Annotated in this window: 34 protein-coding genes and 1 tRNA gene; 3 read left to right on the top strand and 32 right to left on the bottom strand. The window is 40.7% G+C overall.

Features of this window, described 5'->3' with window-relative positions; genetic code table 11:
- Positions 1 to 256: 256 nt before the first annotated feature.
- Positions 257 to 1687 (top strand): IS1182 family transposase, encoded by a 1431-nt coding sequence (locus tag FERRO_RS02990; protein WP_056929371.1) that lies wholly within the window; start codon positions 257 to 259, stop codon positions 1685 to 1687.
- A 309-nt stretch (positions 1688 to 1996) separates the two neighbouring features.
- Here FERRO_RS02990 and FERRO_RS02985 read toward each other — a convergent pair whose 3' ends face one another.
- Entirely contained in the window at positions 1997 to 2848 is an 852-nt protein-coding gene (locus FERRO_RS02985) for a hypothetical protein (protein WP_056929370.1), read from the bottom strand.
- Positions 2849 to 2862: 14 nt separating this feature from the next.
- A complete protein-coding gene (locus tag FERRO_RS10625; protein ID WP_056929369.1) occupies positions 2863 to 3045 on the bottom strand; it encodes a helix-turn-helix transcriptional regulator in 183 nt (60 codons plus the stop codon).
- 103 nt (positions 3046 to 3148) lie between these two features.
- Between FERRO_RS10625 and FERRO_RS02975 the strand changes: the two genes are divergently transcribed.
- Positions 3149 to 3952, top strand: coding sequence for a hypothetical protein (locus tag FERRO_RS02975; protein ID WP_056929368.1), 804 nt, complete (start codon positions 3149 to 3151; stop codon positions 3950 to 3952).
- 38 nt (positions 3953 to 3990) lie between these two features.
- Here FERRO_RS02975 and FERRO_RS02970 read toward each other — a convergent pair whose 3' ends face one another.
- The 7 genes from FERRO_RS02970 to petA all read right to left on the bottom strand — a co-directional run bounded on the left by FERRO_RS02970 (position 3991) and on the right by petA (position 9079).
- Positions 3991 to 5181 carry a tyrosine-type recombinase/integrase gene (locus FERRO_RS02970; RefSeq protein WP_056929367.1) on the bottom strand — a complete coding sequence of 397 codons (1191 nt, stop codon included), beginning with the start codon at positions 5179 to 5181 and terminating at the stop codon, positions 3991 to 3993.
- A gap of 173 nt (positions 5182 to 5354) precedes the next feature.
- Positions 5355 to 5430: transfer RNA gene (locus FERRO_RS02965), tRNA-Thr, on the bottom strand.
- Positions 5431 to 5454: 24 nt separating this feature from the next.
- Positions 5455 to 5877: a ClpXP protease specificity-enhancing factor gene (locus tag FERRO_RS02960; RefSeq protein WP_056929366.1), complete on the bottom strand. Its 423-nt coding sequence runs from the start codon at positions 5875 to 5877 to the stop codon at positions 5455 to 5457.
- Positions 5878 to 5880: 3 nt separating this feature from the next.
- A complete protein-coding gene (locus tag FERRO_RS02955) occupies positions 5881 to 6480 on the bottom strand; it encodes a glutathione S-transferase N-terminal domain-containing protein (protein WP_082601159.1) in 600 nt (199 codons plus the stop codon).
- A gap of 27 nt (positions 6481 to 6507) precedes the next feature.
- Entirely contained in the window at positions 6508 to 7239 is a 732-nt protein-coding gene (locus FERRO_RS02950) for a cytochrome c1 (protein ID WP_082601158.1), read from the bottom strand.
- 17 nt (positions 7240 to 7256) lie between these two features.
- Positions 7257 to 8474, bottom strand: coding sequence for a cytochrome b (locus FERRO_RS02945; RefSeq protein WP_056929363.1), 1218 nt, complete (start codon positions 8472 to 8474; stop codon positions 7257 to 7259).
- Between the two features lie 2 nt (positions 8475 to 8476).
- The gene (gene petA, locus FERRO_RS02940; RefSeq protein WP_056929362.1) at positions 8477 to 9079 is read right to left on the bottom strand and encodes a ubiquinol-cytochrome c reductase iron-sulfur subunit; all 603 of its coding nucleotides are present in this window, start codon (positions 9077 to 9079) and stop codon (positions 8477 to 8479) included.
- Between the two features lie 148 nt (positions 9080 to 9227).
- Between petA and FERRO_RS02935 the strand changes: the two genes are divergently transcribed.
- Positions 9228 to 10394, top strand: coding sequence for a Do family serine endopeptidase (locus FERRO_RS02935; protein ID WP_056929361.1), 1167 nt, complete (start codon positions 9228 to 9230; stop codon positions 10392 to 10394).
- Here FERRO_RS02935 and tatC read toward each other — a convergent pair.
- The 23 genes from tatC to FERRO_RS02820 form a co-directional block, all read right to left on the bottom strand.
- A complete protein-coding gene (tatC, locus tag FERRO_RS02930; protein WP_204374727.1) occupies positions 10360 to 11118 on the bottom strand; it encodes a twin-arginine translocase subunit TatC in 759 nt (252 codons plus the stop codon). The genes FERRO_RS02935 and tatC overlap by 35 nt on opposite strands.
- Positions 11115 to 11609, bottom strand: coding sequence for a Sec-independent protein translocase protein TatB (gene tatB, locus FERRO_RS02925; RefSeq protein ID WP_056929360.1), 495 nt, complete (start codon positions 11607 to 11609; stop codon positions 11115 to 11117). Before tatB ends, tatC begins: the two co-directional genes overlap by 4 nt.
- Before the next feature lie 27 nt (positions 11610 to 11636).
- Positions 11637 to 11882: a Sec-independent protein translocase subunit TatA gene (tatA, locus tag FERRO_RS02920; RefSeq protein ID WP_056929359.1), complete on the bottom strand. Its 246-nt coding sequence runs from the start codon at positions 11880 to 11882 to the stop codon at positions 11637 to 11639.
- Between the two features lie 57 nt (positions 11883 to 11939).
- Complete coding sequence (locus FERRO_RS02915; protein ID WP_056929358.1) at positions 11940 to 12266, bottom strand: histidine triad nucleotide-binding protein; 327 nt, start codon at positions 12264 to 12266, stop codon at positions 11940 to 11942.
- 1 nt (position 12267) lies between these two features.
- Positions 12268 to 12600: a phosphoribosyl-ATP diphosphatase gene (locus FERRO_RS02910; protein ID WP_056929784.1), complete on the bottom strand. Its 333-nt coding sequence runs from the start codon at positions 12598 to 12600 to the stop codon at positions 12268 to 12270.
- On the bottom strand, positions 12600 to 12995 hold the full coding sequence (hisI, locus tag FERRO_RS02905; RefSeq protein ID WP_056929357.1) for a phosphoribosyl-AMP cyclohydrolase: 396 nt from the start codon (positions 12993 to 12995) through the stop codon (positions 12600 to 12602). Before hisI ends, FERRO_RS02910 begins: the two co-directional genes overlap by 1 nt.
- The gene (hisF, locus tag FERRO_RS02900; protein ID WP_056929356.1) at positions 12992 to 13756 is read right to left on the bottom strand and encodes an imidazole glycerol phosphate synthase subunit HisF; all 765 of its coding nucleotides are present in this window, start codon (positions 13754 to 13756) and stop codon (positions 12992 to 12994) included. The genes hisI and hisF overlap by 4 nt, the downstream gene beginning before the upstream one ends.
- Positions 13757 to 13762: 6 nt before the next feature.
- Positions 13763 to 14521, bottom strand: a complete 759-nt coding sequence (gene hisA, locus FERRO_RS02895) for a 1-(5-phosphoribosyl)-5-[(5-phosphoribosylamino)methylideneamino]imidazole-4-carboxamide isomerase (RefSeq protein ID WP_056929355.1) — start codon at positions 14519 to 14521, stop codon at positions 13763 to 13765.
- A 6-nt stretch (positions 14522 to 14527) separates the two neighbouring features.
- The gene (gene hisH / locus FERRO_RS02890) at positions 14528 to 15163 is read right to left on the bottom strand and encodes an imidazole glycerol phosphate synthase subunit HisH (protein ID WP_056929354.1); all 636 of its coding nucleotides are present in this window, start codon (positions 15161 to 15163) and stop codon (positions 14528 to 14530) included.
- Between the two features lie 19 nt (positions 15164 to 15182).
- Positions 15183 to 15770 carry an imidazoleglycerol-phosphate dehydratase HisB gene (gene hisB, locus FERRO_RS02885; RefSeq protein ID WP_056929353.1) on the bottom strand — a complete coding sequence of 196 codons (588 nt, stop codon included), beginning with the start codon at positions 15768 to 15770 and terminating at the stop codon, positions 15183 to 15185.
- 3 nt (positions 15771 to 15773) lie between these two features.
- Positions 15774 to 16829 (bottom strand): histidinol-phosphate transaminase, encoded by a 1056-nt coding sequence (gene hisC / locus FERRO_RS02880; protein WP_204374726.1) that lies wholly within the window; start codon positions 16827 to 16829, stop codon positions 15774 to 15776.
- Positions 16830 to 16831: 2 nt separating this feature from the next.
- A complete protein-coding gene (hisD, locus tag FERRO_RS02875) occupies positions 16832 to 18121 on the bottom strand; it encodes a histidinol dehydrogenase (protein ID WP_056929783.1) in 1290 nt (429 codons plus the stop codon).
- Between the two features lie 2 nt (positions 18122 to 18123).
- Positions 18124 to 18774, bottom strand: coding sequence for an ATP phosphoribosyltransferase (gene hisG, locus FERRO_RS02870; RefSeq protein WP_056929351.1), 651 nt, complete (start codon positions 18772 to 18774; stop codon positions 18124 to 18126).
- Entirely contained in the window at positions 18771 to 20036 is a 1266-nt protein-coding gene (gene murA, locus FERRO_RS02865; protein WP_056929350.1) for a UDP-N-acetylglucosamine 1-carboxyvinyltransferase, read from the bottom strand. The genes hisG and murA overlap by 4 nt, the downstream gene beginning before the upstream one ends.
- Positions 20037 to 20045: 9 nt before the next feature.
- Positions 20046 to 20288, bottom strand: coding sequence for a BolA family protein (locus FERRO_RS02860; protein ID WP_056929349.1), 243 nt, complete (start codon positions 20286 to 20288; stop codon positions 20046 to 20048).
- Positions 20289 to 20300: 12 nt separating this feature from the next.
- A complete protein-coding gene (locus FERRO_RS02855) occupies positions 20301 to 21056 on the bottom strand; it encodes an ABC transporter permease (protein WP_056929348.1) in 756 nt (251 codons plus the stop codon).
- A complete protein-coding gene (locus FERRO_RS02850) occupies positions 21053 to 21790 on the bottom strand; it encodes an ABC transporter ATP-binding protein (RefSeq protein WP_056929347.1) in 738 nt (245 codons plus the stop codon). The genes FERRO_RS02855 and FERRO_RS02850 overlap by 4 nt, the downstream gene beginning before the upstream one ends.
- A gap of 16 nt (positions 21791 to 21806) precedes the next feature.
- Positions 21807 to 22082: an STAS domain-containing protein gene (locus FERRO_RS02845; protein WP_056929346.1), complete on the bottom strand. Its 276-nt coding sequence runs from the start codon at positions 22080 to 22082 to the stop codon at positions 21807 to 21809.
- On the bottom strand, positions 22079 to 22702 hold the full coding sequence (locus FERRO_RS02840; RefSeq protein ID WP_056929345.1) for an MlaC/ttg2D family ABC transporter substrate-binding protein: 624 nt from the start codon (positions 22700 to 22702) through the stop codon (positions 22079 to 22081). The genes FERRO_RS02845 and FERRO_RS02840 overlap by 4 nt, the downstream gene beginning before the upstream one ends.
- The gene (gene mlaD, locus FERRO_RS02835) at positions 22699 to 23181 is read right to left on the bottom strand and encodes an outer membrane lipid asymmetry maintenance protein MlaD (RefSeq protein ID WP_056929344.1); all 483 of its coding nucleotides are present in this window, start codon (positions 23179 to 23181) and stop codon (positions 22699 to 22701) included. The genes FERRO_RS02840 and mlaD overlap by 4 nt, the downstream gene beginning before the upstream one ends.
- Positions 23182 to 23976, bottom strand: coding sequence for a lipid asymmetry maintenance ABC transporter permease subunit MlaE (mlaE, locus tag FERRO_RS02830; protein WP_056929343.1), 795 nt, complete (start codon positions 23974 to 23976; stop codon positions 23182 to 23184).
- 8 nt (positions 23977 to 23984) lie between these two features.
- On the bottom strand, positions 23985 to 24788 hold the full coding sequence (locus FERRO_RS02825) for an ABC transporter ATP-binding protein (protein ID WP_082601156.1): 804 nt from the start codon (positions 24786 to 24788) through the stop codon (positions 23985 to 23987).
- A gap of 63 nt (positions 24789 to 24851) precedes the next feature.
- On the bottom strand, positions 24852 to 26825 hold the full coding sequence (locus FERRO_RS02820; RefSeq protein ID WP_056929341.1) for a cation:proton antiporter domain-containing protein: 1974 nt from the start codon (positions 26823 to 26825) through the stop codon (positions 24852 to 24854).
- Between the last annotated feature and the right edge of the window lie 23 nt (positions 26826 to 26848).

The raw sequence follows: 26848 nt of genomic DNA, 5'->3' as shown, positions 1-26848 counted from the left end.
AGATACGTATAGTTCGTAGCCTAACAGGCTGGCTTAGATAATTCAAATTGTGAACCTTAGAAGTCTTGAACTTGAATAGAAAAAGTACTAATCTGCGTGCCAGATTGCCTCCTCGATCTGGGATCGAACTAATTTAGTTGAGAGACCGCTATGGGCCGAGCCTGTGTCAAAACACCTATAAATTCAATCTGAAATAACCACATTAATCTAGATATTGTATAATGTAACCATCTGATTACATTGTTTTTATTTAAATATGAAACGATTTATACAAGGTCAAGATAGAACACAAAGTACTCTGCTTCCAGAGTTGCTGGATGAATATATAGCAGAAGATAACCCAGTACGCGTGATTGATGTCTTTGTAGATCAGTTAGCATTATCGGAATTAGGGTTTGTAGGTGTGAACCCAGCTCAGACGGGTCGTCCGTCTTATCATCCTGCTGCCATGCTCAAACTCTACATTTACGGATACCTCAACCGCATTCAATCCAGCAGACGCCTGGAAGTTGAAGCTAACCGCAATGTCGAGCTCATGTGGTTGATTGCAAGACTTAATCCTGATTTTAAAACCATTGCCAGATTCAGGAATGAGAATGGCCCTGCCATACGCAAAGTGTGCAGCCAGTTTGTAGAACTGTGCCGTCGTTTGAATTTATTTGCTGATTCCATGATTGCCATTGATGGCAGCAAGTTCAAAGCCGTCAACAGCTCTGATAATAACTACACACAAGCCAAGATTAAAAGTCGCATGCAAGAAGTGGAGAAGAACATCCAACAATACCTGGATGATTTAGAAGCCGCTGATATTAGCTCCCCTAAGCAATCAACACCCCATCAAGTACGATTGACTGAACGAATCGCTATGTTCCAAGCACAGATGAAAGCATTGGAAACGATTGAATCTGAGGTGCAGTCATCTCCAGATAAACAGCTCTCACAAACGGACCCTGATGCACGCTCCATGCAACATCGTGGCGGTGGCATCGTTGGCTATAACGTTCAAGCCGCAGTGGATACGCAACATCATCTCATCGTGGCACATGAAGTAACGACGGCTGGTCATGATCGGACGCAATTAGCGAACATGGGTAAGCAGGCCAAGGACGCATTGCAACAAGAGGCACTGACGGTGGTAGCGGATAAAGGCTACTACAAGGGTGAGGAAGTGGCGGCTTGTGTTGAGAACGGAATTACGCCGATCATGCCGAAGTGCTTAACCTCAGGCAACAAAGCCAATGGTTTATTTGATAAACGCCACTTTGTGTACGATCCCAAGAGTAATACCTACCAATGCCCAGCAGGGGAATTGCTGATAGAACGCTACCGTTCGTTGGAGTCTGGTAAAAATCTCACCACATACTGGAGTTCTAACTGTAAGCATTGCACACTAAAGTCTAGTTGCACTACCAGCGATCAAAGACGGATTAAGCGTTGGGAAAATGAAGCAGTCCTAGATAAAATGCAAGTGAATCTAGAAAGCATGCCTGATGCCATGAAGATTAGGCGTTGCACCATAGAACACACCTTTGGCACCTTGAAGCACTGGATGGGTGCTTCGCACTTCTTGATGAAAACCAAGTCACATGTCAGTACGGAAATGAGTTTACACATTCTGGCATACAACATGAAACGCGTGATGAATATCATGGGAAGTGTGGCATTGATGAAGGCGATGGCTTCATAGGGCCTGTGGCCTTACTTTGTGCCAAAGTTGACTAACAAACTTCGATCTAAACAATTACTGGTTTTACTACAGAACAATATTACAATTCATTGACTCTGGCGTTTTGACACAACCTCGGCCGAAAGTGTCGATCATAAAGGTCTGCTGCAGGAAACTCAAACTCAACAATCAAGCAAACGGGGCACCTCAAAATACGTCAAATCAACATATTTGAAATTTAACTAAAATCTTCTTCAAACTTCTAATACACAAAACTTTACGAAGCCCCACTTTCAGGCATTACCATCAGTTATTCAAGTAGTTATAATCTCATACTGATTTAAGCGCTTTTTGCTGCCTGTCGCTTCTTACTTTTTGAAGTATGCGATAACCTTTCGCCCGCGCTTCAATGTCTGGCTTCTGCTGAAAACTGTATGCAATCACATGCTGTCTTTCAGCAAATATTTTTTTCTTCTCTCTCTCGACGACAATGGGCTGCCCTCTCTCCTCAAGGATTTCTGGTGATAGTGTTTTGAGGTAATCAAGTACCTTGTTCGGAAACCTTACTTTGTTGCCTGTGGCTTCACCTAGTCGTAAACTAGTTTCGAGAGCATCTGCAAGTTTCTGACTGGTAATTTCAACGAGTAAGGTTTTGCTTAGTCCCAATATTTTTTTCAAATGGTGGCTTACGCTCAAATCTAGTTCAAAAGTAAGATTTTCAGAAGATGCGTTATCCACATCCATGGCTTGTTGAGGGAGGAAGGCTTTGGTAGGAGGGATGGTAAAGTTATTTTGTTTATATATATCTTGTTTTATTTGTTGTTTACCATATGTGGGTGATCCATCCGTGGTTTTTAACGGATGGTTTTTTGTGGCTAGGTATAGAGGTTCGTCCGTAGCTTCTTGTACCCAAGTAAATGTTCCATTTTCATTCTTAAAGCGAGTTTGACTAAAAAAACCGCCTTGTATCAAATCTTTCTTCACAGTTCGCCAAACGTTATCAGTTATGTGTAGTTTGTCCAGCATGTATTTAATTTGAATTACCCACCCATCAGGACGGCCTAACATCCAAGCTAGCACAGTACGTGCATTTAAGCTTAAGGTAGGATGTTCTAAGAGCGCATCCTGCACAATGGAGAAAGCCTCTCTCTTACTAGACTTGCGAACACTAAAGCTACTCATTATTTTGCGGCAGATTATTTTAAATTTGCATCTAGCCAATTCTTGACGTCTGTAGTCCTCCAGAAGGACTTCCGACCGCCCTCGATATGTAAAGCCGCAGGGAAACCATTTTCCTTTATTAGTGCGTAAATTTTGGTCTTTGAAAATGGTACAATTTCCTGCAACTGAGGAAGCGTAACTATTTGTGCGCTGTTCATTTTTTGCCTTTCATATTTTAAGTGTTCAAAATTGAGCTATTGAACCACTTGGATCCATCCGGTATGATGTATGGATTAAACTATACAACGGTATAGATTCACCATGCAAGTAAAAAAGCGAGAAAAAGTGAAGAAATTTAAAATCAATGAAAAAGTTAGCGAAAAAATTCGAGAATTTATTGGGCAGCGATTTGCAACATTTTCTACTAGAGCTAAATTTAAAGAACTAGAGTCTAAAAGCGGTATTTCTGCAACCAAGTGGCAAAATTTTTTCTACAAAAAGCAAGAAGCGACACAAGAAATCATTAAATTCTGGCTAGAAAACTATTCAGATGACCAGCTATATTCAGGCGGAGCGCCTGAATATGTTGAGGAATTTCTGATAGATAAAAATGTTAGCGTAATCTTAAGAGGGCTGATTGTTAACACTTTTAAAAATCGTGGGCGATTTAGTGAGCTCGAAATGAAAAGTGGAATTAGTGCGTACAGTTGGAAAAATTTCTACTACGCAAAGCAAGAAGCTACACAAGAAATGGTTGGTTTTTGGTGTTCCTTCAAGCCGGAGTCATCTGCTCTTCTTCTGCGTAGCGACAGTAAGCCATTATCATCCACCCCATTAACTCTTGCCGATCGTTTGAATTGGGTAATCCGAGTTTACGGCCCCAGTGATGCAGATTATTTATTTGAATACTTATCCAAAAAAATAAGCAACAACAACATCCCATCAGAAGATTGGGAGAAACTTTTTCATAAAACAATTGAGCCAACTTTAGAAATGGTAATAGCCATATGTCAGTGGATACCAAATTTTACTGAGTGGATAATTTGCGGCTCCGTGAGTAGCTCTCAAACAAACCCACAAGTAACCCAAGCTAAAAAGGATGCGATAAAAACGAAGGATAGCTGACAGGAAGAACGAGTTATTTTCAATTAAAAAGAAAATACTTAAATTAACTTTTTAACCTTCAGCTCACCCAGATAATCAGCCCACTGTTGCATCATTGTTGTGCGTTGTTCAATAAATTTTGTGCGGTTATAAGCTGTTCCTAGCGTGTCTGGCACACTATGCGCGAGTTGGTGTTCAATGATATGCGGATCAAAATTCAGTCGTTCGTGCAAAATAGTTCTTGCCATTGCTCTAAAGCCATGCCCCGTAATTTCAGTTTGCGTGTTGTAACCCATGCGTTTTAAGGCAGCATTAATTGCTGCTTCAGACATTGCTCGCTTAGGATCATGGCCATTGTTGAAAACGTACTCACGGCTCCCGGTCACTGGAAACAAATCACGCAGAATTTCGACAGCTTGTTTTGATAGCGGTACTAGGTGATCTGTTTTAGTTTTGGTAACTAGATACTTCCATGTACCGGCATCTAAATCAATATCGACCCATTTTGCTTTGCGTAGCTCACCTGGACGAACAAACACCAAGGGTGCCAATCGCAATGCTTGCCTCACCACAAAAGTGCCAGTAAATCCATCAATCGCGCGCAACAATTCTGCCACTTGTTTGGGTTCGATTAGGCTCGCCATATGTTTAACTTGCGGCTGAGGCAGAGCGCTAGATAAATCACTGGCAGGGTTATTTTGACACTTTCCATGTTGCTTGGCATATCTGAAAACTTGGCTAGCGATGTTTAGTACTTTGTGGCCAGTCTCGACTTTATTACCGTCACAAATGCGTTTAATACAAGCTAAAACCTCCATTGGTGTGATGGTATCAATAGGCTTTTTACCGAGCCATGGCAATAAGTGTATTTCAAGGCGGCGCATTGTATTGTGCTGGTAGCTTGCTACTTTTCCTTGCTTGGCCACAAGTACCCATTCACGCGCTATAGCTTCAAAGGAGTTGGTCAACGCGTCTATTCGCGCTGTTTTAGCAGTCTTTTTTGCTTCGGATGGATCAATACCCCTATCGAGCAGCTTGCGTGCTTCCAACTGCTTTGCACGAGCGTCAGCTAAGGTAACTACAGGGTAAGTGCCGAGTGAAAGTGTTTTTTGTTTGCCATCGAATCGATAGGCAACTCGCCAAAGTTTGGAGCCTGTAGATTTGATAAAAAGATACAAACCTTTTTCATCTGATAGTTTGTAATCTTTATCAGCGGGTTTGGCTGCCTTGATTTTGATGTCGTTTAGCATTTGTTGGTATCGTAATTAAAAAAACATAGATACCAACACTTATACCATCATATTATTACGGTTGCAAACGAACTAATTGGAACTGTGTAGAACTGGAATAAACAATAAAATTATTATTAATTAATAACTTAAGGTCTAAAATGAACTGTTTTGAACTGAGAAAAACTCTTTAATGGTGCCGACAGTAAGAATCGAACTCACGACCTTCTGATTACAAATCAGCTGCTCTACCATCTGAGCTATGCCGGCATTTAGGCGTCTTATTCTACCCGATTACTTTATGATTGTCAGGTTAGGCCTAGATTTTTTATTACTTGGTAAAGATTCTGTCTCTATGATTGAAGGCTCTTCAAGGCCCGTAGCCACTTCATCAGGTACAGAGTCATCTGCCTCCATCTCGAAAAACATGCCCTCACCAGTTTCCTTAGCATATAAACCCATAACCGCTCCCCAAGGAACACTTACCTCCTGGGATACCCCTCCAAAACGAGCGTTAAATTGAATAAAATCATTTCCCATTTGCAACCCACGAGTTGCACTAGGGCTAATATTTAAAACAATTTGACCATCCTTAACGAATTGAACCGGAGCTCGTGTTTGCGGGTTCACGGCAACGTGAATCAAAGGAGTCAATCCATTATCACAACACCACTCCCATAAGGCTCGCGATATATAGGGTTTGGTTGAGGTAGCCATGAATTACTTTCTCATAGCTTTTTCAGCGGGACTCATAGAATCAATAAATGCTTGTCTAGCAAAAAGTCTTTCAGCATATTTAAGTAAAGGCGCTGCATTTTTTGGCAAAGTGATTTCATAATGCTCTAAACGCCACAGTAATGGAGCAATAGTAACGTCTAGCATTGAAAACTCTTCTCCCAGCATGAACTTCTGTTTGATAAATACCGGCGCTATTTGTGCTAGGCTCTCACGAACTGCAGCCCTTGCTTTGTCAATTAATTTGGCATTTCCGCCTTCAATAATTGACACTTGATTAAATAGTTCTTTTTCAAACCGGAAAAGAAATAATCTAGCTCGTGCACGCATGACAGGATCAGCCGGCATTAGCTGTGGGTGAGGAAACCGCTCATCAATATACTCATTAATAATGTTTGATTCAAATAAAATCAAATCTCTTTCAACTAAAATTGGCACTTCATTATAAGGGTTCATAATGCCAATATCTTCTGGCTTATTAAACAAATCCACATCAATGATCTGAAAATCCATGCCCTTCTCATATAAAACAATACGGCAACGATGGCTAAAGGGACACGTTGTGCCTGAATATAATGTCATCATAAAAATTATTCTCTTACTGGGCGTTAATTAATGTATATCTTTCCAATACTCTTTTTTAAGTGCAAAGGATAGGGCAAAACCTAAAATTAGGAAAATCATGACACCATAACCCATATGAATTCTAGTCTCTCTGGCAGGTTCAGCCATAAAAGTCATATAGTTTACAAGATCATAGACGAATTGATTATACTCTGCGGCAGTTAATTTTCCCGGTTTTTCTATAACCAAACTCTCTGCTGTTAAATGCTGAGGGTCTGCATGGTCTGAGAGAACTTGTGTACCCTGTAAGGCATATAAAACATGAGGCATAGCCACATTAGGGAAAACTATGTTATTCCAACCAGAAGGACGGGAGTCGTCCTGATAAAATCCTTTAAGATATGAATAAAGCCAATCAGGACCTCTTACTCTCGCTTCAACAGATAAATCCGGGGGAGTCACACCAAACCACTCCTTAGCATCCCTTGAACTAAAAGCAACAACCATGTCGTCACTAATTTTTGATCCTGTTAAAATTAGATTTTTTTCAATCTGTTTTTTATTCAGACCAATTTTTTCCAAAACATCGTAACGTACAAATTTGGCACCATGGCAAGTCACGCAATAGTTAATAAAGTATTCGGCACCTCTTTGCAAAGAAGGGTAATCCGTTCCATTGGTTTTAATATGCTGCAAAGGTACCGTTTCTTCCGCCTGAGCAGAGAACTGATAAACGCTAAGAAGCATCAACAAAGAAACAAGTGGTAACTTTTTCAACATTACACTGACATTCCTCATTAAGTTAACCTTTCAGGAACCGGCTTAGTCTTATCCCAACGACTAACCCAAGGCAGGAGTAAGAAAAACCCAAAATAAATGACAGAACATACTCGAGATACGGGATTGACATACCAAATAGTTGGATTCTGGGTTCCCATATAACCCAATACCAGAAAGGCACAGAAAAACATATATAACGATGTTTTATAGAGCGTTCCACGGTAGCGTATAGATTTTACTATACCCCTATCAAGCCAAGGTAAAAGTAAAAAAATTGCCACTGATAACCCCATAGCAATCACGCCTAATTGTTTTTGAGGTACTGCTCTTAAGATAGCGTAAAAAGGAGTGAAGTACCATACAGGTTCAATATGTGAAGGGGTTTTCAGAGGGTCCGCTGGAATAAAATTATTTGCTTCTAAAAAATGTCCCCCAAACTCAGGAGCAAAGAAGACGATAGCAAAGAAAATAATAAAAAATGCCATCAACCCCACTAAATCCTTCACTGTATAATATGGGTGAAAGGGTATACCGTCTAAAGGAATACCTGTACTAGGATCTTTTACTTTTTTTATTTCGATACCATCTGGATTATTTGACCCCACCGTATGCAACGCTACAATATGTAAAAAAACTAAAACACACAGCAGTAAGGGAATAGCTATCACATGAAAGGCAAAAAATCGATTGAGTGTTGCATCTGCAATCACATAATCTCCCCGAATCCACAAGGCTAAGGGTGGACTTAAGGCATCAATTAATGAAACGATTACTTGAGCCCCCCAATAAGACATTTGTCCCCAAGGTAATAGATAGCCAAAAAACGCTTCGGCCATTAAACAAAAGTAAATAGCCATCCCCAATAACCAAATTAGTTCTCTTGGCTTTTTATAAGATCCATATAATAGCCCTCGGGTCATATGCAAATAAATTACTACAAAAAACATAGATGCCCCGGTGGAATGCATGTAACGTATCAGCCAACCATAATCCACATCACGCATGATATATTCCACGGATGCAAAAGCCAGTTTTGCATCAGGCTTATAATTCATCGTTAAGAAAATCCCTGTTACGATTTGCATAACCAGTACAATGGTGGCTAATGAACCAAAGTAATACCAAAAGTTAAAGTTTTTCGGAGCGTAATATTGGGCAAGATGGTCGCGCCATACCGCAGTGAGTGGAAATCGATCATCTATCCAATGTTGCAATTGCGATAATGTGGCTTTCATAATCAAGCCTCTCCCTTGTCATCACCGATTAGAATTTTTTTATCGGACAAATACTTGTATGGTGGAATTCTCATATTAAAGGGCGCAGGAACAGATTTAAACACCCTAGCTGACATATCGTATTTAGAACCATGGCAAGGACAGAAAAACCCACCAGGCCAATCTCCACCCATTCCATCAGCGGCTCCTACTTTCATTTTACTCACAGGCGAACAACCCAAATGGGTGCATATACCTACCACCACGAGAATTTCCGGATGGCTATCCATAGCTCTCTGAATATTTTTGCAATAGGACGGCTGTTCAGAGCTATTTGAATCTGGGTCTGCCAAAAAATGCGTATTGCTGTTGAGCTGCTTCATCATTTGTGGCGTACGGTAGACAATCCATACTGGTTGACCTCGCCATTCTTGAGTGATCATCATGCCCGGCTCAAGAGAGGCTACATCTACCTCTACAGGTGCCCCAGCGGATTTAGCTTTGGCACTAGGCAACATACTACTTAATAAGGGAGTAGCAATAGCAGTTACTCCTGCGGCCCCCATTGCAACTGTAGCACTTACCAGAAACTGACGCCTGCCAGAGTTGGTGTTATCTTGTTTCATAACTTATTACCTATTTAGGCTAATACAATATATGTCTTTTTTATTTTATCAGATCAGCTTAAGATACTTAAACTTCTTTTGGTAAAATATGGGAAATTATTCAATTACTTAAGAATCAATCTAAACTTATCTTGCTATCTATACATTTATGAAAAAACTCTGGCTTGTTTTTGCGCAATCTGTCACCGTGTGTCTTGCAGTTATCTTTATCATAAGCCTATTTCGCAATGATTTGGTTACACACACTACAGTGTTAAACACCTTAGGGTCATCTAAAGACAATAAAACCAGCTCCCCTTATTCATTTCGTGTGGCGGCTAAAAAAGCGATGCCTTCAGTGGTTAATATTTTTACCACTAAAGAAGTAGGAAATCCTCATAGCTCAATTTTTCCGAACAATCCTGAGCTGAAGAAGTTTTTTAACGATAATTTTCCTAGCCAACCTGAAAAGCAACTTAGTCTTGGATCAGGAGTGATTGTAATGGCAAAAGGTTATATTTTGACTAATGATCACGTTATCGATGGCGCTCAAGAAATTCAAGTAGTTCTCTCGGATGGACGTGTAGCAAAAGCAGAGGTAGTGGGAACTGATCCAGAAACAGATCTGGCTGTATTAAAAATTAACTTAAACAATCTATCACCCATCACTTACGGCTCCTCAACGCAGGTAAGTGTAGGCGATATTGCCATTGCTATTGGTAACCCCTTTGGCGTTGGTGAAACAGTCACTATGGGGATTGTCAGTGCTTTAGGTCGCAATCGTCTGGGGCTTAATACCTTTGAAAACTTTATCCAAACCGATGCGGCAATTAATCCTGGTAACTCTGGCGGGGCGCTGGTAGATGCCAACGGCGATTTGATTGGGATTAATACAGCCATTTATTCAAAATCCGGTGGTTCACAAGGTATTGGTTTTAGTATCCCCGTCAGCACGGCCAAAAATGTCATGCAAGCCATCATTGAACATGGGGAGGTGGTTCGTGGTTGGATTGGTGTTCAAGCCCAAGATTTAACCCCTGAACTAGCAGATTCTTTTCATCTGCCCAATACTCAAGGAGCTTTACTTTCTGGTATTCTCAGCCAAGGACCAGCGGACAAAGCAGGAGCTAAACCAGGCGATATTTTAATAGAAGTCAATGGGCACCCTATTAATGATTCTCAGGATATGTTGAATCAAGTGGCTATGTTGACTCCCAACACGCAAACTACAATTAAAGTATTAAGAAATGGCAAACCCATTATGCTACAACTCCTTGTTGACAAGCGTCCCAAAGGGCATATTAAGAATCAAGAGGATCAGGACTCGGCTCCTTAACAAGGGGACTCATACGACTTGCAGCTATAATACCTATTTCATATAGTAACCATAAGGGTAGCGCAAGAAGAGTTTGAGAAATTGCATCTGGGGGAGTAAAAACCGCCCCTACAATAAACGCACCAACAATAACATAGCGTCTGGCACCACGTAGCTGCACCACAGATAAAATACCAAATTTAACTAGTAATATAACAGCCACCGGTGTCTCAAAAGCCAAACCAAAAGCAATAAACATATTGATTACAAAACTAAGATATTTATCAATATCCGTCATGATTTCTACGCCTTGAGGCGCGGTATTGGCAATAAATCCAAATACAAATGGAAAAACACCAAAATAAGCAAAAAGCATACCGCAATAAAACAAAAAAGTACTACTAAAAATCAAGGGGAGTGCAAGTTTTTTCTCATGGGAATATAGGCCCGGGGCAATAAAACCCCAAACTTGACTGAGAACATAAGGCAGTGCAATCAAAAAAGCTACCAAGCCAGCGACTTTCATGGGTACAAAAAAAGGAGTGGTAACCTCCGTTGCAATCATATGCCCTCCCATGGGCATTTTTTTTAATAACGGCAGGGCGAGCCATGTATATAGGCGATTGGCTATAGGTAATAGACACAAAAAAACCACAAACACAGAACCTACAGCCCTGATTAATCTTGTACGAAGTTCTACTAAATGCGTTATAAACTCTTGGACGCCACTACTTTCTTCTATCACGTTGCCTCCGTGGGTGGCGTTTCATCTAATGAAAATGCATATTGCGTACTCTTAATGGGTTGACTTCTAGTAGGGCCCTTTGCTCTGACGCTGTAAGGGTCTCCCGCCACCCCAACGATAGCAACAATTGCTATATCCGTCTTTATGTTATCGGTGTGATCAAGCACCATCTCACTGTTCTCACGTAAATGAATGGTATTCTGTTGAGTATCTTCTAACGGAGTATTTAAGAAATCCCCAGCATTTTTCTTGGATTGATACAAAGCATCTTGCGCTTGTTGTTGAGCATCCTTAATTTTTTCTTGAATATCTTTCAACTGCGCTTTTTCTAGCTCATTATCAATCTCGGCCTTTACCGTAGCAGCATAGCGACTGAAACGTCCGAATAGAATCCCTACTGCGCGGGCCACACGTGGTAACCTCTCAGGGCCAATTGCAATCAGAGCAACTAATGCTACTAAAGCAATTTCAGAAAAGCTGTAATTAAACATGAATTAGATCAATACATGGAGTGATAATCATGAATGATCTTTATTTTTATTTGTTACATCTTGATTTACCGTATTCGCCGACATCTCTTCAAGAGGTTTTTTCTCATCTTTTTCAGTGTGGACTGAGGTATCGTTAGCAGCCATTCCTTCTTTAAAACTTTTTACTGCTCCACCAAGATCTGATCCAATGTTACGTAACTTCTTCGTACCAAATACCAATACCACAATTAATAAGATAAGTAATAAATGTTGAATAGTGAATAAGTCACCCATGAAGCCCTCCGCTATAAGTAATGTTTATTGTTATATTCTAAATGGTTAAATGATTCACTACAAACTACCGCCACCCATAACGTGTACGTGTAAATGGAAAACCTCTTGTCCACCAGCCTTCCCGGTGTTGACTAATGTTTTATAGCCCTCACTTAATCCCTCTTGCTTGGCGAGCTGAGAGGTCATCAGCATTATTTTACCCAACAGATCCCTATCCTCGGGTTGACAATCCATAAGGGTGGGAATATGTTTTTTAGGAATAATCATAAAATGCACTTTCATATGGGGACGAATGTCATGAAAAACAAAAACATCCTCATCTTCATATATTTTTTTACTTGGTATCTGACCAGCTATGATGTTACAAAACACACAATCTGACATACTACACTCCCCCCTTTCTTGACGCTTTTTCGTCTATGCCTGAGATACCTTCTCGCCTTGCAAGCTCCGCTAATACATCGTCTATAGTTAAATCAAAATGTGCAAGCAATACCATTATATGAAAAAGTAAATCTGCACTCTCTTTAATAACTTCAAGTTTTTCACCATCTTTAGCAGCAAGAATAGTTTCAAGAGCCTCTTCTCCTACTTTTCTAGTGATTGTATTAATACCCTTACTATACAAAGAAGCTACATAAGAGGAATCTGGTGAGGATTTTTTTCTGGCGACCAATGTTTCCGTTAATCTTGACAAGACATTTTGGTAGCTGCTCATCATTCAAATCCCTTATGATAAATACTGGCAGGAGTTTTTATTACAGCATCTACCTCTACCCAAGATTGATTTTGCCATTTTTTATAAAAGCAATGAGCCCTACCAGTATGACAAGCGACTCCACCTACTTGCTCTACTATTATTAGTAACGTGTCGCCATCACAATCTAGTCGAATCTCTTTTACTTTTTGAAAATGCCCCGATTCTTCACCCTTATGCCAGAGTCGATGACGAGAACGAGACCAATAAATAGCCTCACCTTTATCTATGGTCATACTCAAGGATAGCTGATTCATCCAGGCCAGCATTAGAACTTGGTTCGTGTTAACGTCTTGGGCAATAACCGGAATCAGACCTTGTTCATTCCACTGAATTTGAGATAACCAATCGCTCATAACCTCACCTCAACCCCCTGGTCTCGCATGTAGTTTTTTGCCTCTCTCACAGTATATTCACCATAATGAAAAATACTGGCAGCCAGTACAGCATCTGCGTGACCTAATTGAATACCATCCACCAAATGCTGAAGACTCCCCACACCACCACTTGCAATAACTGGAATACCCACTGCTTCACTTATTTTTTTGGTTAACTCTACATCAAAACCAGATTTAGTCCCATCACGATCCATACTGGTAATCAATAACTCTCCAGCACCCAATTGATAACAGGAAGTTGCCCATTCCACGGCATCTAAGCCAGTTTCTTTCCTACCACCATGAGTGAAAACACCAAATCCTGATGAAGTATTAGCTCGTTTAGCGTCAATAGCCACAACAATACATTGTGAACCAAATTTTTGCGATGCTTCAAATATGAGTTGTGGATTTAAAATAGCTGCCGTATTAATGCTGACTTTATCGGCGCCCACGTTAAGTAAAGTTCTCACGTCATTCACCTGTCGCACCCCACCACCCACTGTTAAGGGAATAAATATTTGCGAAGATACCTGCTCAATGATAGGCAATATAAGTCCTCGTTCATCTGAACTAGCCGTAATATCAAGAAAAGTAATCTCGTCAGCACCTTGCTCATCATAACGCTTAGCGATTTCAACGGGGTCTCCTGCATCTTTAAGCCCCACAAAGTTAATTCCTTTAACAACGCGCCCAGCATTGACATCAAGACAAGGAATAATTCTTTTAGCTAATGGCATAAAAAGTTAGATACTTGTTTTAGGAGGGTGCGATAAGGATATAGCAAGCTCATTTGCCACTTTAAAATCTAACTTCCCTTCATAGATTGCGCGACCCGTTATGGCACCCATAATACCTTCTTCCTCAACCTCACATAAGGCTCTTACGTCATCTAAGTTTGAGATGCCACCACTCGCAATCACGGGAATGATCAATTGTTGTGCAAGGGCCACGGTGGCGGGAATATTCACACCCGTTAGCATACCATCGCGACCAATATCGGTATAAATAATAGCTTCCACACCATAATCTTGAAAGCGTTTAGCAAGATCATTAACTTCATGACCGGTAAGCTTAGACCATCCATCTACAGCCACCTTTCCATCCTTGGCATCTAATCCCACAATCACATGACCTGGAAACGCATCACAAGCCTCATGTAAAAACCCGGGGTTTTTAACGGCAGCTGTGCCAATAATCACTTCAGTAACACCACTATCTAGATATCTTTCAATGACATCCAGATCTCGTATTCCACCACCCACTTGAATAGGGATATCACCATTGATTTCATCAACAATTTCTCGGATAGCTCTCTCATTTTGTGGCTTTCCTGCGAAAGCACCATTTAAATCGACCAAATGAATACGTTGTGCACCATGATTAAGCCAAAATCTAGCCATGGCGGCAGGCTCTTCCGAAAACACAGTGGCTTCTTCCATCAAACCTTGTTTAAGACGAACGCAGTGTCCATCTTTAAGATCAATAGCAGGTATTAAAATCATAATTTTTTAAGGTTTCCATTGAACAAAATTTTCTAATAAAGTCAGTCCTGCTGTAGCACTCTTTTCAGGATGAAACTGAACTGCAAACAAATTATCTCTAGCTACCGCACTGGTAAAAGCATCTGGATAATGCGTTAACCCGCATACAATAGGCTCTTTTTCTCTGACGTAATAACTATGGACAAAATAGAATCTACTGTAATTTGGGATAGATTTCCATAGTGGATGAAAGGTACTCTGCTCAACTTGATTCCATCCCATGTGAGGAACTTTAAGACGATTACCTTCTTTATCAAAAAGCTGTGTTTCTGAAAAACGTTTTACCTCACCTTTAAAAAAGCCTAAGGCAAAACTATCTCCTTCCTCAGAGAACTCAAAAAGCATTTGCAAACCCAGACATATACCCAGAAAAGGTTTGTTTTTGGCGGCTTCCATTAGGACATCAATTAAATTTAGGCGTTTTAATTCACGCATGCAATCTGGCATTGCTCCCTGCCCGGGAAATACCACACGCTCAGCCACTTTAATTAAATCTGGGTCTGAAGTCACTTTTATAGATTGTAACGGTGCTACCCGTTGAAGCGCTTTCTCTACCGAACGAAGATTACCCATTCCATAGTCAATAATGACAATTTCACTCACAATTCACTATCAACTCTTGTTAAAGAGCTCCTTTAGTAGATGGAATAACACCAGCTATTCTTGGATCATGCTCAGTGGCCATACGAAGAGCGCGACCAAACGCCTTAAATACCGTCTCAGCTTGATGATGTGCATTTCGTCCCTTTAAATTATCTATGTGGAGCGTCACTTGTGCGTGATTCACAAATCCTTGAAAGAACTCAAAGAATAAATCTACATCAAAATCGCCAATCCGCGCCCGAGAAAAAGGCACATCAAAAAATAAACCAGGTCTCCCGGATAAATCTACTACCACTCTTGATAAAGACTCATCTAACGGAACCATGGATAAACCATAGCGTTTTAACCCTTGTTTACTGCCTACGGCGATAGCAAAAGCTTGGCCTAGGGTAATCCCAATATCTTCTACGCTATGATGCGCATCAATATGAAGGTCTCCCTGGCATTGAACAGAAAGATCAATTAATCCATGACGAGCGACTTGGTCTAGCATATGGTCAAGAAATGCCATCCCTGTGTTAAGTGAGGATAAACCTTGTCCATCAAGATTAATCTCAACACTTACTTTTGTTTCCAAGGTATTACGTTTGATTTCAGCCGTTCTCATGGTTTAATTCAATGCTAATTTGAGTGCATTTAAAAAAAGAGTATTTTCTTGCTGCGAGCCAACCGTAACTCGCAAACAATCTTTTAAACTAATATGTGCATTAGTTAAGTTTTTAATTAATATACCACGTTCAAGAATTCGTTTAAATACGTCTTGTGCATGGTCTATTTTTAATAACAAAAAGTTAGCTTCACTGGGGAAAAGCTGAACTTGATTTAACTCAGAAATTTCTTGGATCAAGCGGATACGCTCTACCCTGATAGAGTTGGTTTGCGTTTGAAAAAGATCATAATGTTTAAGTAACACCAAAGCAGCCTCTTGATCCAACACTGAAATGTTGTAGGGTAAACGAACCTTATTAATTTGATTAACCACGTCAGGTGGACCCACTAAGAAACCCAACCTCACCCCAGCTAGACCCAGCTTTGACAAGGTGCGCATAATCACAAGATTAGGAAACTGCATTAGTCGGGAGAGCATCGTATGATCTGTAAAAGGAAAATAAGCTTCATCGATTACTACAAGCTTTTTACTCGTCTCCAATACAGCCATTAGTGTCTCTTCATCAAAGCAGTTACCCGTTGGGTTGTTCGGGTACGCTAAAAAAATAACCTCCGGTTGATGCCTATTAATAGCTGATAAAATTTCGTTCTTATCTAAGGCAAAATCATGATTAAGTGGCACCCCTACATAATTCATCCCAACAAAGGTTGCAATCATTTTAAACATGACAAACGAAGGGTCGACGCCTAACACCACAGCATTGGGCTTTGCTATTGCTAAAGCGATCATTTGTATAATTTCATCTGATCCGTTTCCTAAAACAATTGCTGCATCAGGATGAATTGAAAATACTCTTTTTATCTCATCCTTCAGCAGTGTTGCATTCGGATCAGGGTAACGATTTAATGATAAAGATCGCAAACTACTAGTTAGTATTTCTTGTAATGGCGTAGGTAAAGGATAAGGATTCTCCATGGCATCGAGCTTGATCAAGCCCTCAGAACTGGGTACGTGATACGCACTTAAAGCGCGAATTTCAGGGCGAATATAGTCCATTATCATTCTAACCGAAACTCTGCTGAACACGCATGGGCAACCAACCCTTCTCCGCGGGCGAGCTCTGAAGCTACTGCGCCCAAATGCTGCGCACCCTGTTGCGAAACTTGTATGATACTTGATCGCTTTTGAAAATCGTACACGCCAAGAGGGGAAGCAAAACGTGCAGTGCGACCCGTTGGTAAAACATGATTAGGCCCAGCACAATAATCCCCGAGGGACTCTGAGCTAAACTTCCCCATAAAAATGGCTCCTGCATGTTTAATTTTATTCAGCAAATCTTCAGGTCTTGCCACCGATAACTCAAGATGCTCTGGCGCAATATGATTTGAAATGTCGCAAGCCTCATCTAAGCTTCCTACTAAAATCATAGCCCCGCGGGATGCTAAGGAGGCACTAATTACATCGCGTCTTGGCATAGTCTCAAGCAATTGATGAATAGCCACCTCAACCTGTTGTAAATAGTCCGCATTTGGGCATAGTAAAATTGCTTGGGCAATTTCATCATGTTCAGCCTGAGAGAATAAATCCATAGCTACCCATTTAGGATCCGTGGTACCGTCCGCAATCACTAAAATTTCTGATGGGCCCGCTACCATATCAATACCTACCACTCCAAACACACGCCTTTTTGCTGCGGCAACATAAGCGTTACCAGGACCAACAATTTTATCCACTGCAGGAATAGTTGCAGTTCCGTAAGCCAGAGCCGCCACCGCTTGCGCACCACCCACCGTAAACACTTGATCGACTCCCGCCACAAATGCCGCCGCCAACACCAATGGGTTCTTAACATCATCAGGGGTTGGCACCACCATAATAATTTGCTCCACTCCGGCCACCTTAGCTGGAATAGCGTTCATCAATACCGAGGACGGATACGCCGCTTTACCCCCTGGAACATAAATTCCAACACGATCCAAGGGAGTGATTTTTTGCCCTAGGACTGTTCCATCCATTTCAGTATAGGTCCAACCTTCAGCCTTTTGTCTTTCGTGGAAGCTTTGAATCCTTGAGGAAGCCGTTGTAAGGGCTTCTTTTTGTACTTTAGGTAAGGCATCAAAGGCTTTTTTGCAATCGTCTAAGGATACGCTGAGTTCATTCACATACTGAATGTCCCGTCGATCAAACTGTTTCGTATAAGCAACTAGCGCCTTATCACCTTGCTTTTTGACTTGCTCAACGATATCTGCCACTCTTTGATCCAAAGTCACGTCTTGTGCTGCCTCAAAAGCAGTTAATAGATTGAGTTTTTCAAAAAAGTCTTTGTCTGTTGAGTTTAATTTTCGCATTATCATGTTAAACAGCCTGCAAAATTATTCATAATAAATTCAATGTCATCACGCTTAAGCTTCCAAGAAGCCACGTTGATGACTAGCCTTGCACTAATAGGAGTGATTTCCTCAACCGCTTCCAAATTATTAGCTTTTAATGTATTACCACTACTCACTAAATCCACAATCACGTCAGCAAGACCCGTTAATGGGGCAAGCTCCATGGAACCATATAACTTTATTAAATCAACGTGTACCCCTTTTTGGGCAAAATGTTGTTGTGCTGAATACATATATTTTGTTGCTACTTTTAACCTAGCCCCTCGTTGAATAGCTCCTTGGTAATCAAACCCTTTAGGGACAGCGACCATCAGACGACAGCGTGCAATATTTAAATCAAGAGGTTGGTACAGCCCTTCACCGCCGTGCTCAATTAATACGTCTTTACCTGCCACCCCAATATCCGCAGCGCCATGCTGAACATAAGTAGGCACATCAGAGGCCCTCACAATAACCAAGCGGACACGAGGATTATTGGTGGGAAGTATTAACTCACGTGAGACTTCAGGATCAACAAGAGGAATAATCCCAGCCGCATTAAGTAAAGGTTTTGTATCCTCAAAAATTCGTCCCTTTGATAAGGCGACGGTAATTCCGTCAAATACACTCATGAGTGTACCTCCGTTGTTTGACGCTTTATATTAGCTCCTAAATTAGACAATTTTTCTTCTATGCGTTCATAGCCACGGTCCAAATGATAAATTCGGTCTACCACCGTTTCACCTTGCGCGATAAGTCCAGCAATAACAAGACTTGCCGAGGCTCTTAAGTCAGTGGCCATGACGGTTGCACCATCTAATTTTGACACACCTCTAATAATGGCCGAGTTACCTTCTACTTCGATATTAGCACCTAAACGTCGTAACTCCTGAACGTGCATAAATCTATTCTCAAAAATTGTCTCAGTCACTACTGTGGTTCCATCTGCCACAGCATTCATAGCCATGAACTGAGCTTGCATGTCTGTAGGGAATGCTGGATAAGGTGCTGTTCGCAAACTCACGCCATGGTTCGTTCCCTTCATACGAATTTTTATTGATTCATCATTGTGCTCTATGAACGCGTTAGCCTCTGCCAGTTTATCCAACACCGCATCTAAACTTCGTGCACGAGCTCCTCTCAATAATATCTCTCCTCCCGTGGCAGCCGCTGCAACAAGGAAAGTACCTGTTTCAATTCGATCCGGCATAATACTGTAATCAGTACCCGTGAGATTCTTAACTCCCTCAATGGTAATCACATCACTTCCATGACCTTTTATTTTGGCACCCATTTTAATTAAGCATGAGGCCAAATCTACGACCTCAGGTTCACGGGCGGCATTTTCAAGAACAGTGGTTCCCTCCGCGAGTACCGCTGCCATCATTAAGTTTTCAGTACCGGTTACAGTCACTGTGTCCATAAAAATTCGCGTACCTATTAATTTTTTTGCATGAGCAACAATATAACCCTGCTCAATATCAATGTGGGCTCCCATGGCTTGCAATCCCTTAATATGAAGATCCACGGGACGTTCACCTATAGCACAGCCACCAGGTAACGAAACTTTAGCTGAACCAAAACGAGTTAATAGCGGCCCTAAAACCAACACAGAAGCACGCATTGTTTTAACTAACTCATAGGATGCGAAGGAGTTAATATCTGAGGTGCTGGATAAACGTATACTATTTTTCTGATGCTCCACCTGAACCCCCATACTCATTAATAATTGTATGAGGGTATTAACATCCTTTAAATCCGGTAGATTGGTAAAAGCAATCACTTCTGAAGTTAAAAGTGACGCGCAAAGCAAAGGCAGTGCTGCGTTCTTAGCACCGGAAATAAAAACCTCTCCCTTAAGAGGAACTCCTCCATGAATAACTAATTGATCCACAACAATCCTTTATTTAAGTCCTGCTTGCCATTGCTCTGGGGTCAAGGTTTTCATGGAAAGTGCGTGTATTTCGGCGCGCATTCTATCGCCCAAGGCTTGATATACTAACTGATGTTGAGCAATTTTTGATTTACCAGCAAACTCAGTACTCACGATGATTGCTTCAAAATGATGCCCATCGCCTGCTACTTCTACTAACTGGCAATTTAACCCTTTCTCGATATAACTTTTAATGTCTTGTGGCGTAACCATTTATACTCCTGTTTATCCTCTTAAACGCCAACCGCTTTTGAGGATGGCCAATGTAATCCATAACAAAATCAAGCCCACCCCTCCAACCACCGCCAGCGATGCCCATGGAGAGACGTCCGATTGACTGAAAAAACCATAACGAAACCCATCTATCATATATAAAAAAGGGTTTAAACGAGAAATTGTATTCCATGGGGAAGACAAGCTTGAAATAGAATAAAAGGCTCCTGATAAAAATGTTAATGGAATGATTATAAAATTTTGCCAAGCGGCCATTTGATCAAATTTCTCTGCCGCAATACCTGCAATAATGCCAAGAGTGGCAGCCACAATGGAAGATAAACAGGCAAACAATATAATCCATAACGGATTGGCAAAAGGAAGTTGGAAGAAAAATAAGGAAGTACATAAAACGACTATCCCAACAATCATGCCACGCGCCATGGCAGCTACCACATAAGCCCAGTAAAACTCCAGCTCAGATAATGGAGTTAGCAGTATAAATACTAAGTTACCCGTCACTTTAGATTGGATAAGGCTTGAAGAGCTGTTTGCAAACGCATTTTGTAACATTGACATCATAATCAACCCAGGTATTAAAAAGACACCATAACTAATTCCAGGATATACATTGCTGTGGGTTGATAGGACATGAGCAAAGATAACTAAATATAGCAGTGTAGATACGAGAGGCGCTAAGATGGTTTGAAAAGAAACTTTCCAAAACCTCATCACTTCTTTTATTAATAATGTCTTGAAACCTATCATGATGAGCTCTCGCCCCCTTCCTGCATAATAGATACAAACACTTTCTCCAAAGATCCGTTACCGCCCTCTTTGAGCAAATTTTCTGTTGTATCCAATCTAATTAAATTTCCTTTTTTTAAAATAGCCACTCTATTGCACAAAGCTTCAGCTTCCTCCAAATAGTGGGTGGTCAACAATATAGTATGGCCGTCTTGATTCAATCTTTTAATGAAATGCCAAAGTGTTTGCCTTAATTCAACATCTACTCCTGCAGTGGGTTCATCCAAGACAATAACCGGCGGACGATGAACTAACGCTTGAGCTATAAGAACCCTTCTTTTCATTCCTCCAGACAAGGTTCGCATATTCTTCTCTGCTTTGTCACTGAGTTGCAAATTACTTAAAATCTCGTCAATCCAATCATCGTTGTTCTTTATACCAAAGTAACCTGACTGAATCCTTAAGGTCTCTCTTACCGAAAAAAAAGGATCAAAAACCAGTTCCTGTGGCACCACCCCAAGACTTCTTCTGGCTTCTTTATAATCCAGTGTCACATCATGCCCCATAACACGCAAAAAACCAGCAGAGGGCCGAGATAATCCAGAAAGCAAATTAATTAATGTAGTTTTTCCTGCTCCATTAGGGCCTAAAAGGGCAAAAAACTCACCTTGATCAATGGTTAAATTAACTGAGTTTAAGGCTAATAAATGATCAAAGCGCTTTTCAGCGCCTTGTATTTCAATGGCTGGAATCATAATGACTCAAAGTAAATTATTTAAACAAAAAAGCAACACCATACAACTCAGCAAGAGTTCTTAGATTGGCAGGGATGTGCGAGAAGGATAACTGCTTTTTTGCAGCCTCGGCATCTCTTTTCCATTGTAAAATCATAGCTAGAGCAGAGGAATCAATTTCAGTGGTTTCTGAGAAATCTATTAATACGTTATTTTGCCTAACAAGAGACGATCCTTCGCCAACGATATTATTTACCGTATTAATTACAATAGCACCTTTAGGTTTAAAAGTTTGAAAGTTTAATTGAATCATTTTCGTTCTGCTAACTTACTTTTTTCTTGCAATGCTCCTATCAAACCATCAATACCATTTTTAATGATTTGCTCGTTAAACTCACCCCGATAGTTGGTCACCAAACTGACTCCATCAACGCGAATATCATATACTTTCCAACCGTCAACCTGTTTTTCCATGGCGTAATCGATAGGAATCTCATTTCCGCCAGAGGGGATCACAACCGTGTGCACAATGATATCCGCATTCGCATCATCGCCCGTCGCCTCAGACCCCTTTATTTGTAACACTTGATCTTTGTACTGACTCAATGAGGAGGCATACGTTCTAACTAGTAAATTTCTGAAATTATCCACTAATTTCTGCTGTTGAGTACTATCTGCTTTTCGCCAGTTTTTGCCCATAGCAAGTCGTGTCATACGAACAAAATCAAAATGGGGTAATACTTTATCATTAATTAAAGCATAGGCTTTTTGACGGTCGCCGTTACGTATGGCTTTATCAGCCTTAAGTGTTGCAATGACCTCATCTGCTGTCTTTTTTATTGTGTCTACAGCACTAACATTATCTGATTGAGCAAAGACGTTTATCGTTAACAATAACAAAGCCAGAGACAATAATTTAACTATTGATTTCACTTAGCAGCTCCTTTGTCTGTAGAAGAATCCTGAGCTTTGTTATACAAGAATTGTCCGATTAGTTTTTCTAATACAACAGCTCCTTGGACTAGCTTAATTTGATCACCATTTTTTAGGTACTTCTCGTCACCACCCGCATCAAGACTGACATATTGCTCACCCAATATCCCAGAGGTCAAGATAGATGCAGAGGTATCCACAGGAAAATGAAATTGACTATCAATGGCTATTTTAACTTCAGCATTATATTGTTTGCTATCAAATTGAATGGCTTTTACCCGTCCAACCAATACACCAGCACTTCTTACGGGAGCTCTTTCCTTTAATTGACCAATATTGTCAAAGTGCGCTATGACTATATAGGTATCTTTGTTACCGCTCAAATTCAAATTGCCGACCTTAAAAGCCAGCATTAAAAAAGAAAAAAAGCCCAATAATACAAAAATACCTACCCACAAATTGAGTGTACTTCGTTCCATTTAATTCCATCCTTTCAACATAAATGCAGTAAGAACCAGGTCTAGCGCCAATACCGCTAAAGAAGAGCTCACAACCGTTCTGGTGGTGGCACCAGAGACCCCCTCCGCAGTGGGAGGAGCTTCGTACCCTTCAAAAGTTGCTATGGCAGAGATAGCAACACCAAAAACAACACTCTTAATGACCCCATTAACAATGTCATGTTCAAAATCTACTGCCGATTGCATCTGAGACCAGAATGAACCACTGTCAACACCTATTAAAACGACAGCAATCAAATAGCCACCTATAATACCCATAGCGCTAAATAGTAAGGCTAATAAGGGTAATGAAATCACTCCGCCCCAAAACCGGGGAGCCACAACTCTAGACATAGGATTTACTGCCATCATTTCCATGGCCGACAATTGCTCAGTTGCTTTCATTAGCCCAATTTCTGCAGTAATAGCTGACCCTGCTCGACTGGCAAATAACAGAGCGGACACCACTGGTCCGAGCTCTCTCACCAATGACAGAGCAACCAGTACACCAACACTGTCTTCAGAACCGTAACGCTGCAAAGTTTCATGGCCTTGTAGCCCCAATACCATACCAACAAACAACCCCGATACTAAAATAATAATTAAAGATTGCACTCCAGCGTAGTAAACTTCCCGGATTGTCAGCGAAAAGCGCTTAAAGCTCACTTTCGAATGTAACAAAATTGAAAATAGAAAGGCAGCAACAGCACCTATACGCTCTATGATTTTGAGCGTTCTATCACCTACCACCTTAATTCCTGATACTAAATTAACCATGATTGATCTTAGTTATCCATTAGTTCTAAATCGTGTCTCAAACTTTGGGCTGGGTAATGAAATGGCATAGGTCCATCCATTTCTCCCCAAATAAATTGATGAACAAAGGGTAAGTTTGACCCTCTTATTTCATCAGGTGTTCCCTGTGCAACAATCACCCCATCGGACACAAAATAGATATAATCCACAATTTTTAATGATTCTTGAACATCATGAGTCACTAATACTGAGGTGGTGCCTAACGTATCGTTTAGTTTTCTAATTAACTGGCCAATCACTCCCAGTGATATGGGATCAAGGCCAGTAAAAGGTTCGTCATAAAGCATTAGCTGCGGATCTAGTGCAATAGCTCTAGCTAAAGCAACCCGTCTGGCCATGCCACCAGACAACTCTGAGGGCATCATATGGTACATTCCCCTTAAACCCACTGCATTTAATTTAAGTAGGGTTAAGTCTTGAATCAATGCTTCTGATAAGTTGGTATGTTCACGCATTTGAAATGCTACGTTGTCAAATACCGATAAATCAGTGAATAGTGCGCCAAACTGAAACAACATTCCAATTTTTCGACGAAAACGATATAACTCAGACTGACTTAAATTATTGAGTTTCTCATTTGCTACCGTGACACTCCCTTCCGAAGCTCTTAATTGCCCACCCATCAAACGCAATAATGTGGTTTTACCACAACCACTTAAACCCATGATCGCCACCAAACTTCCTTTCGGAACTGTCAAATTAACCCCCTTAAGGACTAAACGCGAGTTATATCCGAAATTCAGGTCTGTAATATCTACTAAATTAGTCACTATGTTGGATAGTCATTTGGATTAAAAGTGATTATTTTAAACCAGTTAATACGTTTACGTATAAAATCATTTGACACCCTGTAGTAGGTAATTTTCTGCATGAGCTAACCGCTCACTTGATCCCAATAAAACAATAATATCTTGCGCCATCAGTTCAGTATCAGCTTCTGGAAATAAGTTGCGGACGCCATGCCTTCTAATGGTGGTAATTTCAGTACCCTGACACCCCTCAAGCAAATCTTTTATTTTTTTACCTTTAGCATAGGCATCATCCATTATTAAAACTGATATTAATCTAGGCTGGCACCCTTCATCCACTTCCACATTCTCGTCACTGACACCTCTAAAAAAACCACGCATGAGATGATATCTTTCCGCACGCACCTGCCTGATTCTTTTGAGTACTTTTGATAAGGGAATACCGAGCTCAAGCATGGCATGGGAGGCCAGCATTAATGAACCCTCCAGAATTTCAGGGACCACTTCAGCTGCTCCTGCATGTTTAAGTTTATCAAGATCCGTGTCATCATAGGTTCTTACAATAACCGGTATTCCAGGTTCCAATTCTCTAACATGATTAATTATTGCTAAGGACGTAGCAGTGTCCGCAAAAGTAACAATCACTGCCGAAGCGCGGTGAATACCTGCAGCGATAAGTACCTCACGACGACTGGCATCACCGTATACCACCGATTCTCCAGCAACAGCGGCAGCACGAACGCGTTGCGTGTCTTTATCTAAGGCAATTACCATTAATGATTCTTGTTCCAAAAAACGGGTAAGGTTTTGACCGCTACGACCATAACCACATACTATAATATGGTCTTTGGTACTATAAGTTTTCGCTGCCAACTGGTGTAGTGCTACTGCGCGCATAGACCATTCACTCTCACAACAATATAAGACTATCCGATCACTCATTTGAATAAGTAAGGGGGATACCATCATAGAAACCAACATTGACGCTAGGACGATTTGTAGAATCTGATGCCCAATAAAATCAAAACTCACCGATTGGGCAAGTAACACAAAACCAAACTCACCGGCGGGGGAAATTGCTAGAGCGATGCGCAGCGATACAGAATCAATATTCCTCCAAATCCTACTTGAAACATAAGCGACTACCAATTTAACGATTAAGATAATCATGACGCCGGCCATTACCCATAAAACGTTATCTATAACTATATGTAAATTTAATAAAGCTCCAATAGTAATAAAAAACAATCCCAATAGAACGTCTCTAAAGGGTTTGATATAGTCTTCAACTTGATAGCGATAATCCGTTTCAGAAATTAATATTCCAGACATAAAAGCACCCAAAGCAAGAGATAGTCCAGCTTTCTCGGTGATAAAAGACATGCCTAAGGTAACCAGCAGTATATTGAGTAAAAAAACCTCGGAGGATTTTTGTTTTGCTACCCAAAAAAATAATTTATCAAGGATTTTTTTTCCGATTCCAAGCAACAAAATTAATATCAGTAGCGCTTTTATTAAGGCAAAACCTAGAATCTTTAATAAATAATTATGTGGAACAGACAATGAGGAAATTAAAATCAAAAAAGGAACCACTGCTAAGTCTTGAAATAGCAGAATACCCATTATCCGCTGTCCGTGGATAGATTTCATTTCTAAACGCTCTGTAAGTAACCGAGCCATGATTGCCGTAGACGACAGTGATAATGCTCCGGATAAAATTAAATTTGCTTGCCAAGATAAGGCTAGGAAGTAGCCAAGAGCAAAAAAAACAAGAAATGAGGACGCTAACTGAACGCTACCAAGACCAAATACTGTTTTTTTCATGGCGGCCAACTGACCCAGACTAAATTCTAGTCCCACCGTAAACATCAAAAAGACAATGCCAAAATTGGCTAACTGAACCGTTGTCTCTTCCTGAGGTACTAAGCCTGTGGCGTTAGGACCAATAATAATCCCTGCCAAGAGATAGCCAAATACAGGAGGCAATCCTAGACGTTTACATAAAGAAACAGCTAGGATGGCAGATATTAAAAGAATTAATGTTAGATTGAGCGCATCCATACACGCCTCAAGTATAATTGTAA

Source organism: Ferrovum sp. JA12 (assembly GCF_001431705.1).
Classification (GTDB): domain Bacteria; phylum Pseudomonadota; class Gammaproteobacteria; order Burkholderiales; family Ferrovaceae; genus PN-J185.
The sequence above is the reverse complement of the archived record's forward strand: the minus strand, read 5'-3'. Positions and strand labels throughout refer to the sequence as shown.

Coding starts and splice junctions, on each gene's coding strand:
- FERRO_RS02990 (WP_056929371.1), top strand. CDS start 257: ATGAAACGATTTATACAAGGTCAAGATAGAACACAAAGTACTCTGCTT.
- FERRO_RS02985 (WP_056929370.1), bottom strand. CDS start 2,848: ATGAGTAGCTTTAGTGTTCGCAAGTCTAGTAAGAGAGAGGCTTTCTCC.
- FERRO_RS10625 (WP_056929369.1), bottom strand. CDS start 3,045: ATGAACAGCGCACAAATAGTTACGCTTCCTCAGTTGCAGGAAATTGTA.
- FERRO_RS02975 (WP_056929368.1), top strand. CDS start 3,149: ATGCAAGTAAAAAAGCGAGAAAAAGTGAAGAAATTTAAAATCAATGAA.
- FERRO_RS02970 (WP_056929367.1), bottom strand. CDS start 5,181: ATGCTAAACGACATCAAAATCAAGGCAGCCAAACCCGCTGATAAAGAT.
- FERRO_RS02960 (WP_056929366.1), bottom strand. CDS start 5,877: ATGGCTACCTCAACCAAACCCTATATATCGCGAGCCTTATGGGAGTGG.
- FERRO_RS02955 (WP_082601159.1), bottom strand. CDS start 6,480: ATGATGACATTATATTCAGGCACAACGTGTCCCTTTAGCCATCGTTGC.
- FERRO_RS02950 (WP_082601158.1), bottom strand. CDS start 7,239: ATGTTGAAAAAGTTACCACTTGTTTCTTTGTTGATGCTTCTTAGCGTT.
- FERRO_RS02945 (WP_056929363.1), bottom strand. CDS start 8,474: ATGAAAGCCACATTATCGCAATTGCAACATTGGATAGATGATCGATTT.
- petA (WP_056929362.1), bottom strand. CDS start 9,079: ATGAAACAAGATAACACCAACTCTGGCAGGCGTCAGTTTCTGGTAAGT.
- FERRO_RS02935 (WP_056929361.1), top strand. CDS start 9,228: ATGAAAAAACTCTGGCTTGTTTTTGCGCAATCTGTCACCGTGTGTCTT.
- tatB (WP_056929360.1), bottom strand. CDS start 11,609: ATGTTTAATTACAGCTTTTCTGAAATTGCTTTAGTAGCATTAGTTGCT.
- tatA (WP_056929359.1), bottom strand. CDS start 11,882: ATGGGTGACTTATTCACTATTCAACATTTATTACTTATCTTATTAATT.
- FERRO_RS02915 (WP_056929358.1), bottom strand. CDS start 12,266: ATGTCAGATTGTGTGTTTTGTAACATCATAGCTGGTCAGATACCAAGT.
- FERRO_RS02910 (WP_056929784.1), bottom strand. CDS start 12,600: ATGAGCAGCTACCAAAATGTCTTGTCAAGATTAACGGAAACATTGGTC.
- hisI (WP_056929357.1), bottom strand. CDS start 12,995: ATGAGCGATTGGTTATCTCAAATTCAGTGGAATGAACAAGGTCTGATT.
- hisF (WP_056929356.1), bottom strand. CDS start 13,756: ATGCCATTAGCTAAAAGAATTATTCCTTGTCTTGATGTCAATGCTGGG.
- hisA (WP_056929355.1), bottom strand. CDS start 14,521: ATGATTTTAATACCTGCTATTGATCTTAAAGATGGACACTGCGTTCGT.
- hisB (WP_056929353.1), bottom strand. CDS start 15,770: ATGAGAACGGCTGAAATCAAACGTAATACCTTGGAAACAAAAGTAAGT.
- hisC (WP_204374726.1), bottom strand. CDS start 16,829: ATGGACTATATTCGCCCTGAAATTCGCGCTTTAAGTGCGTATCACGTA.
- hisD (WP_056929783.1), bottom strand. CDS start 18,121: ATGCGAAAATTAAACTCAACAGACAAAGACTTTTTTGAAAAACTCAAT.
- hisG (WP_056929351.1), bottom strand. CDS start 18,774: ATGAGTGTATTTGACGGAATTACCGTCGCCTTATCAAAGGGACGAATT.
- FERRO_RS02860 (WP_056929349.1), bottom strand. CDS start 20,288: ATGGTTACGCCACAAGACATTAAAAGTTATATCGAGAAAGGGTTAAAT.
- FERRO_RS02855 (WP_056929348.1), bottom strand. CDS start 21,056: ATGATAGGTTTCAAGACATTATTAATAAAAGAAGTGATGAGGTTTTGG.
- FERRO_RS02850 (WP_056929347.1), bottom strand. CDS start 21,790: ATGATTCCAGCCATTGAAATACAAGGCGCTGAAAAGCGCTTTGATCAT.
- FERRO_RS02845 (WP_056929346.1), bottom strand. CDS start 22,082: ATGATTCAATTAAACTTTCAAACTTTTAAACCTAAAGGTGCTATTGTA.
- mlaD (WP_056929344.1), bottom strand. CDS start 23,181: ATGGAACGAAGTACACTCAATTTGTGGGTAGGTATTTTTGTATTATTG.
- mlaE (WP_056929343.1), bottom strand. CDS start 23,976: ATGGTTAATTTAGTATCAGGAATTAAGGTGGTAGGTGATAGAACGCTC.
- FERRO_RS02820 (WP_056929341.1), bottom strand. CDS start 26,825: ATGGATGCGCTCAATCTAACATTAATTCTTTTAATATCTGCCATCCTA.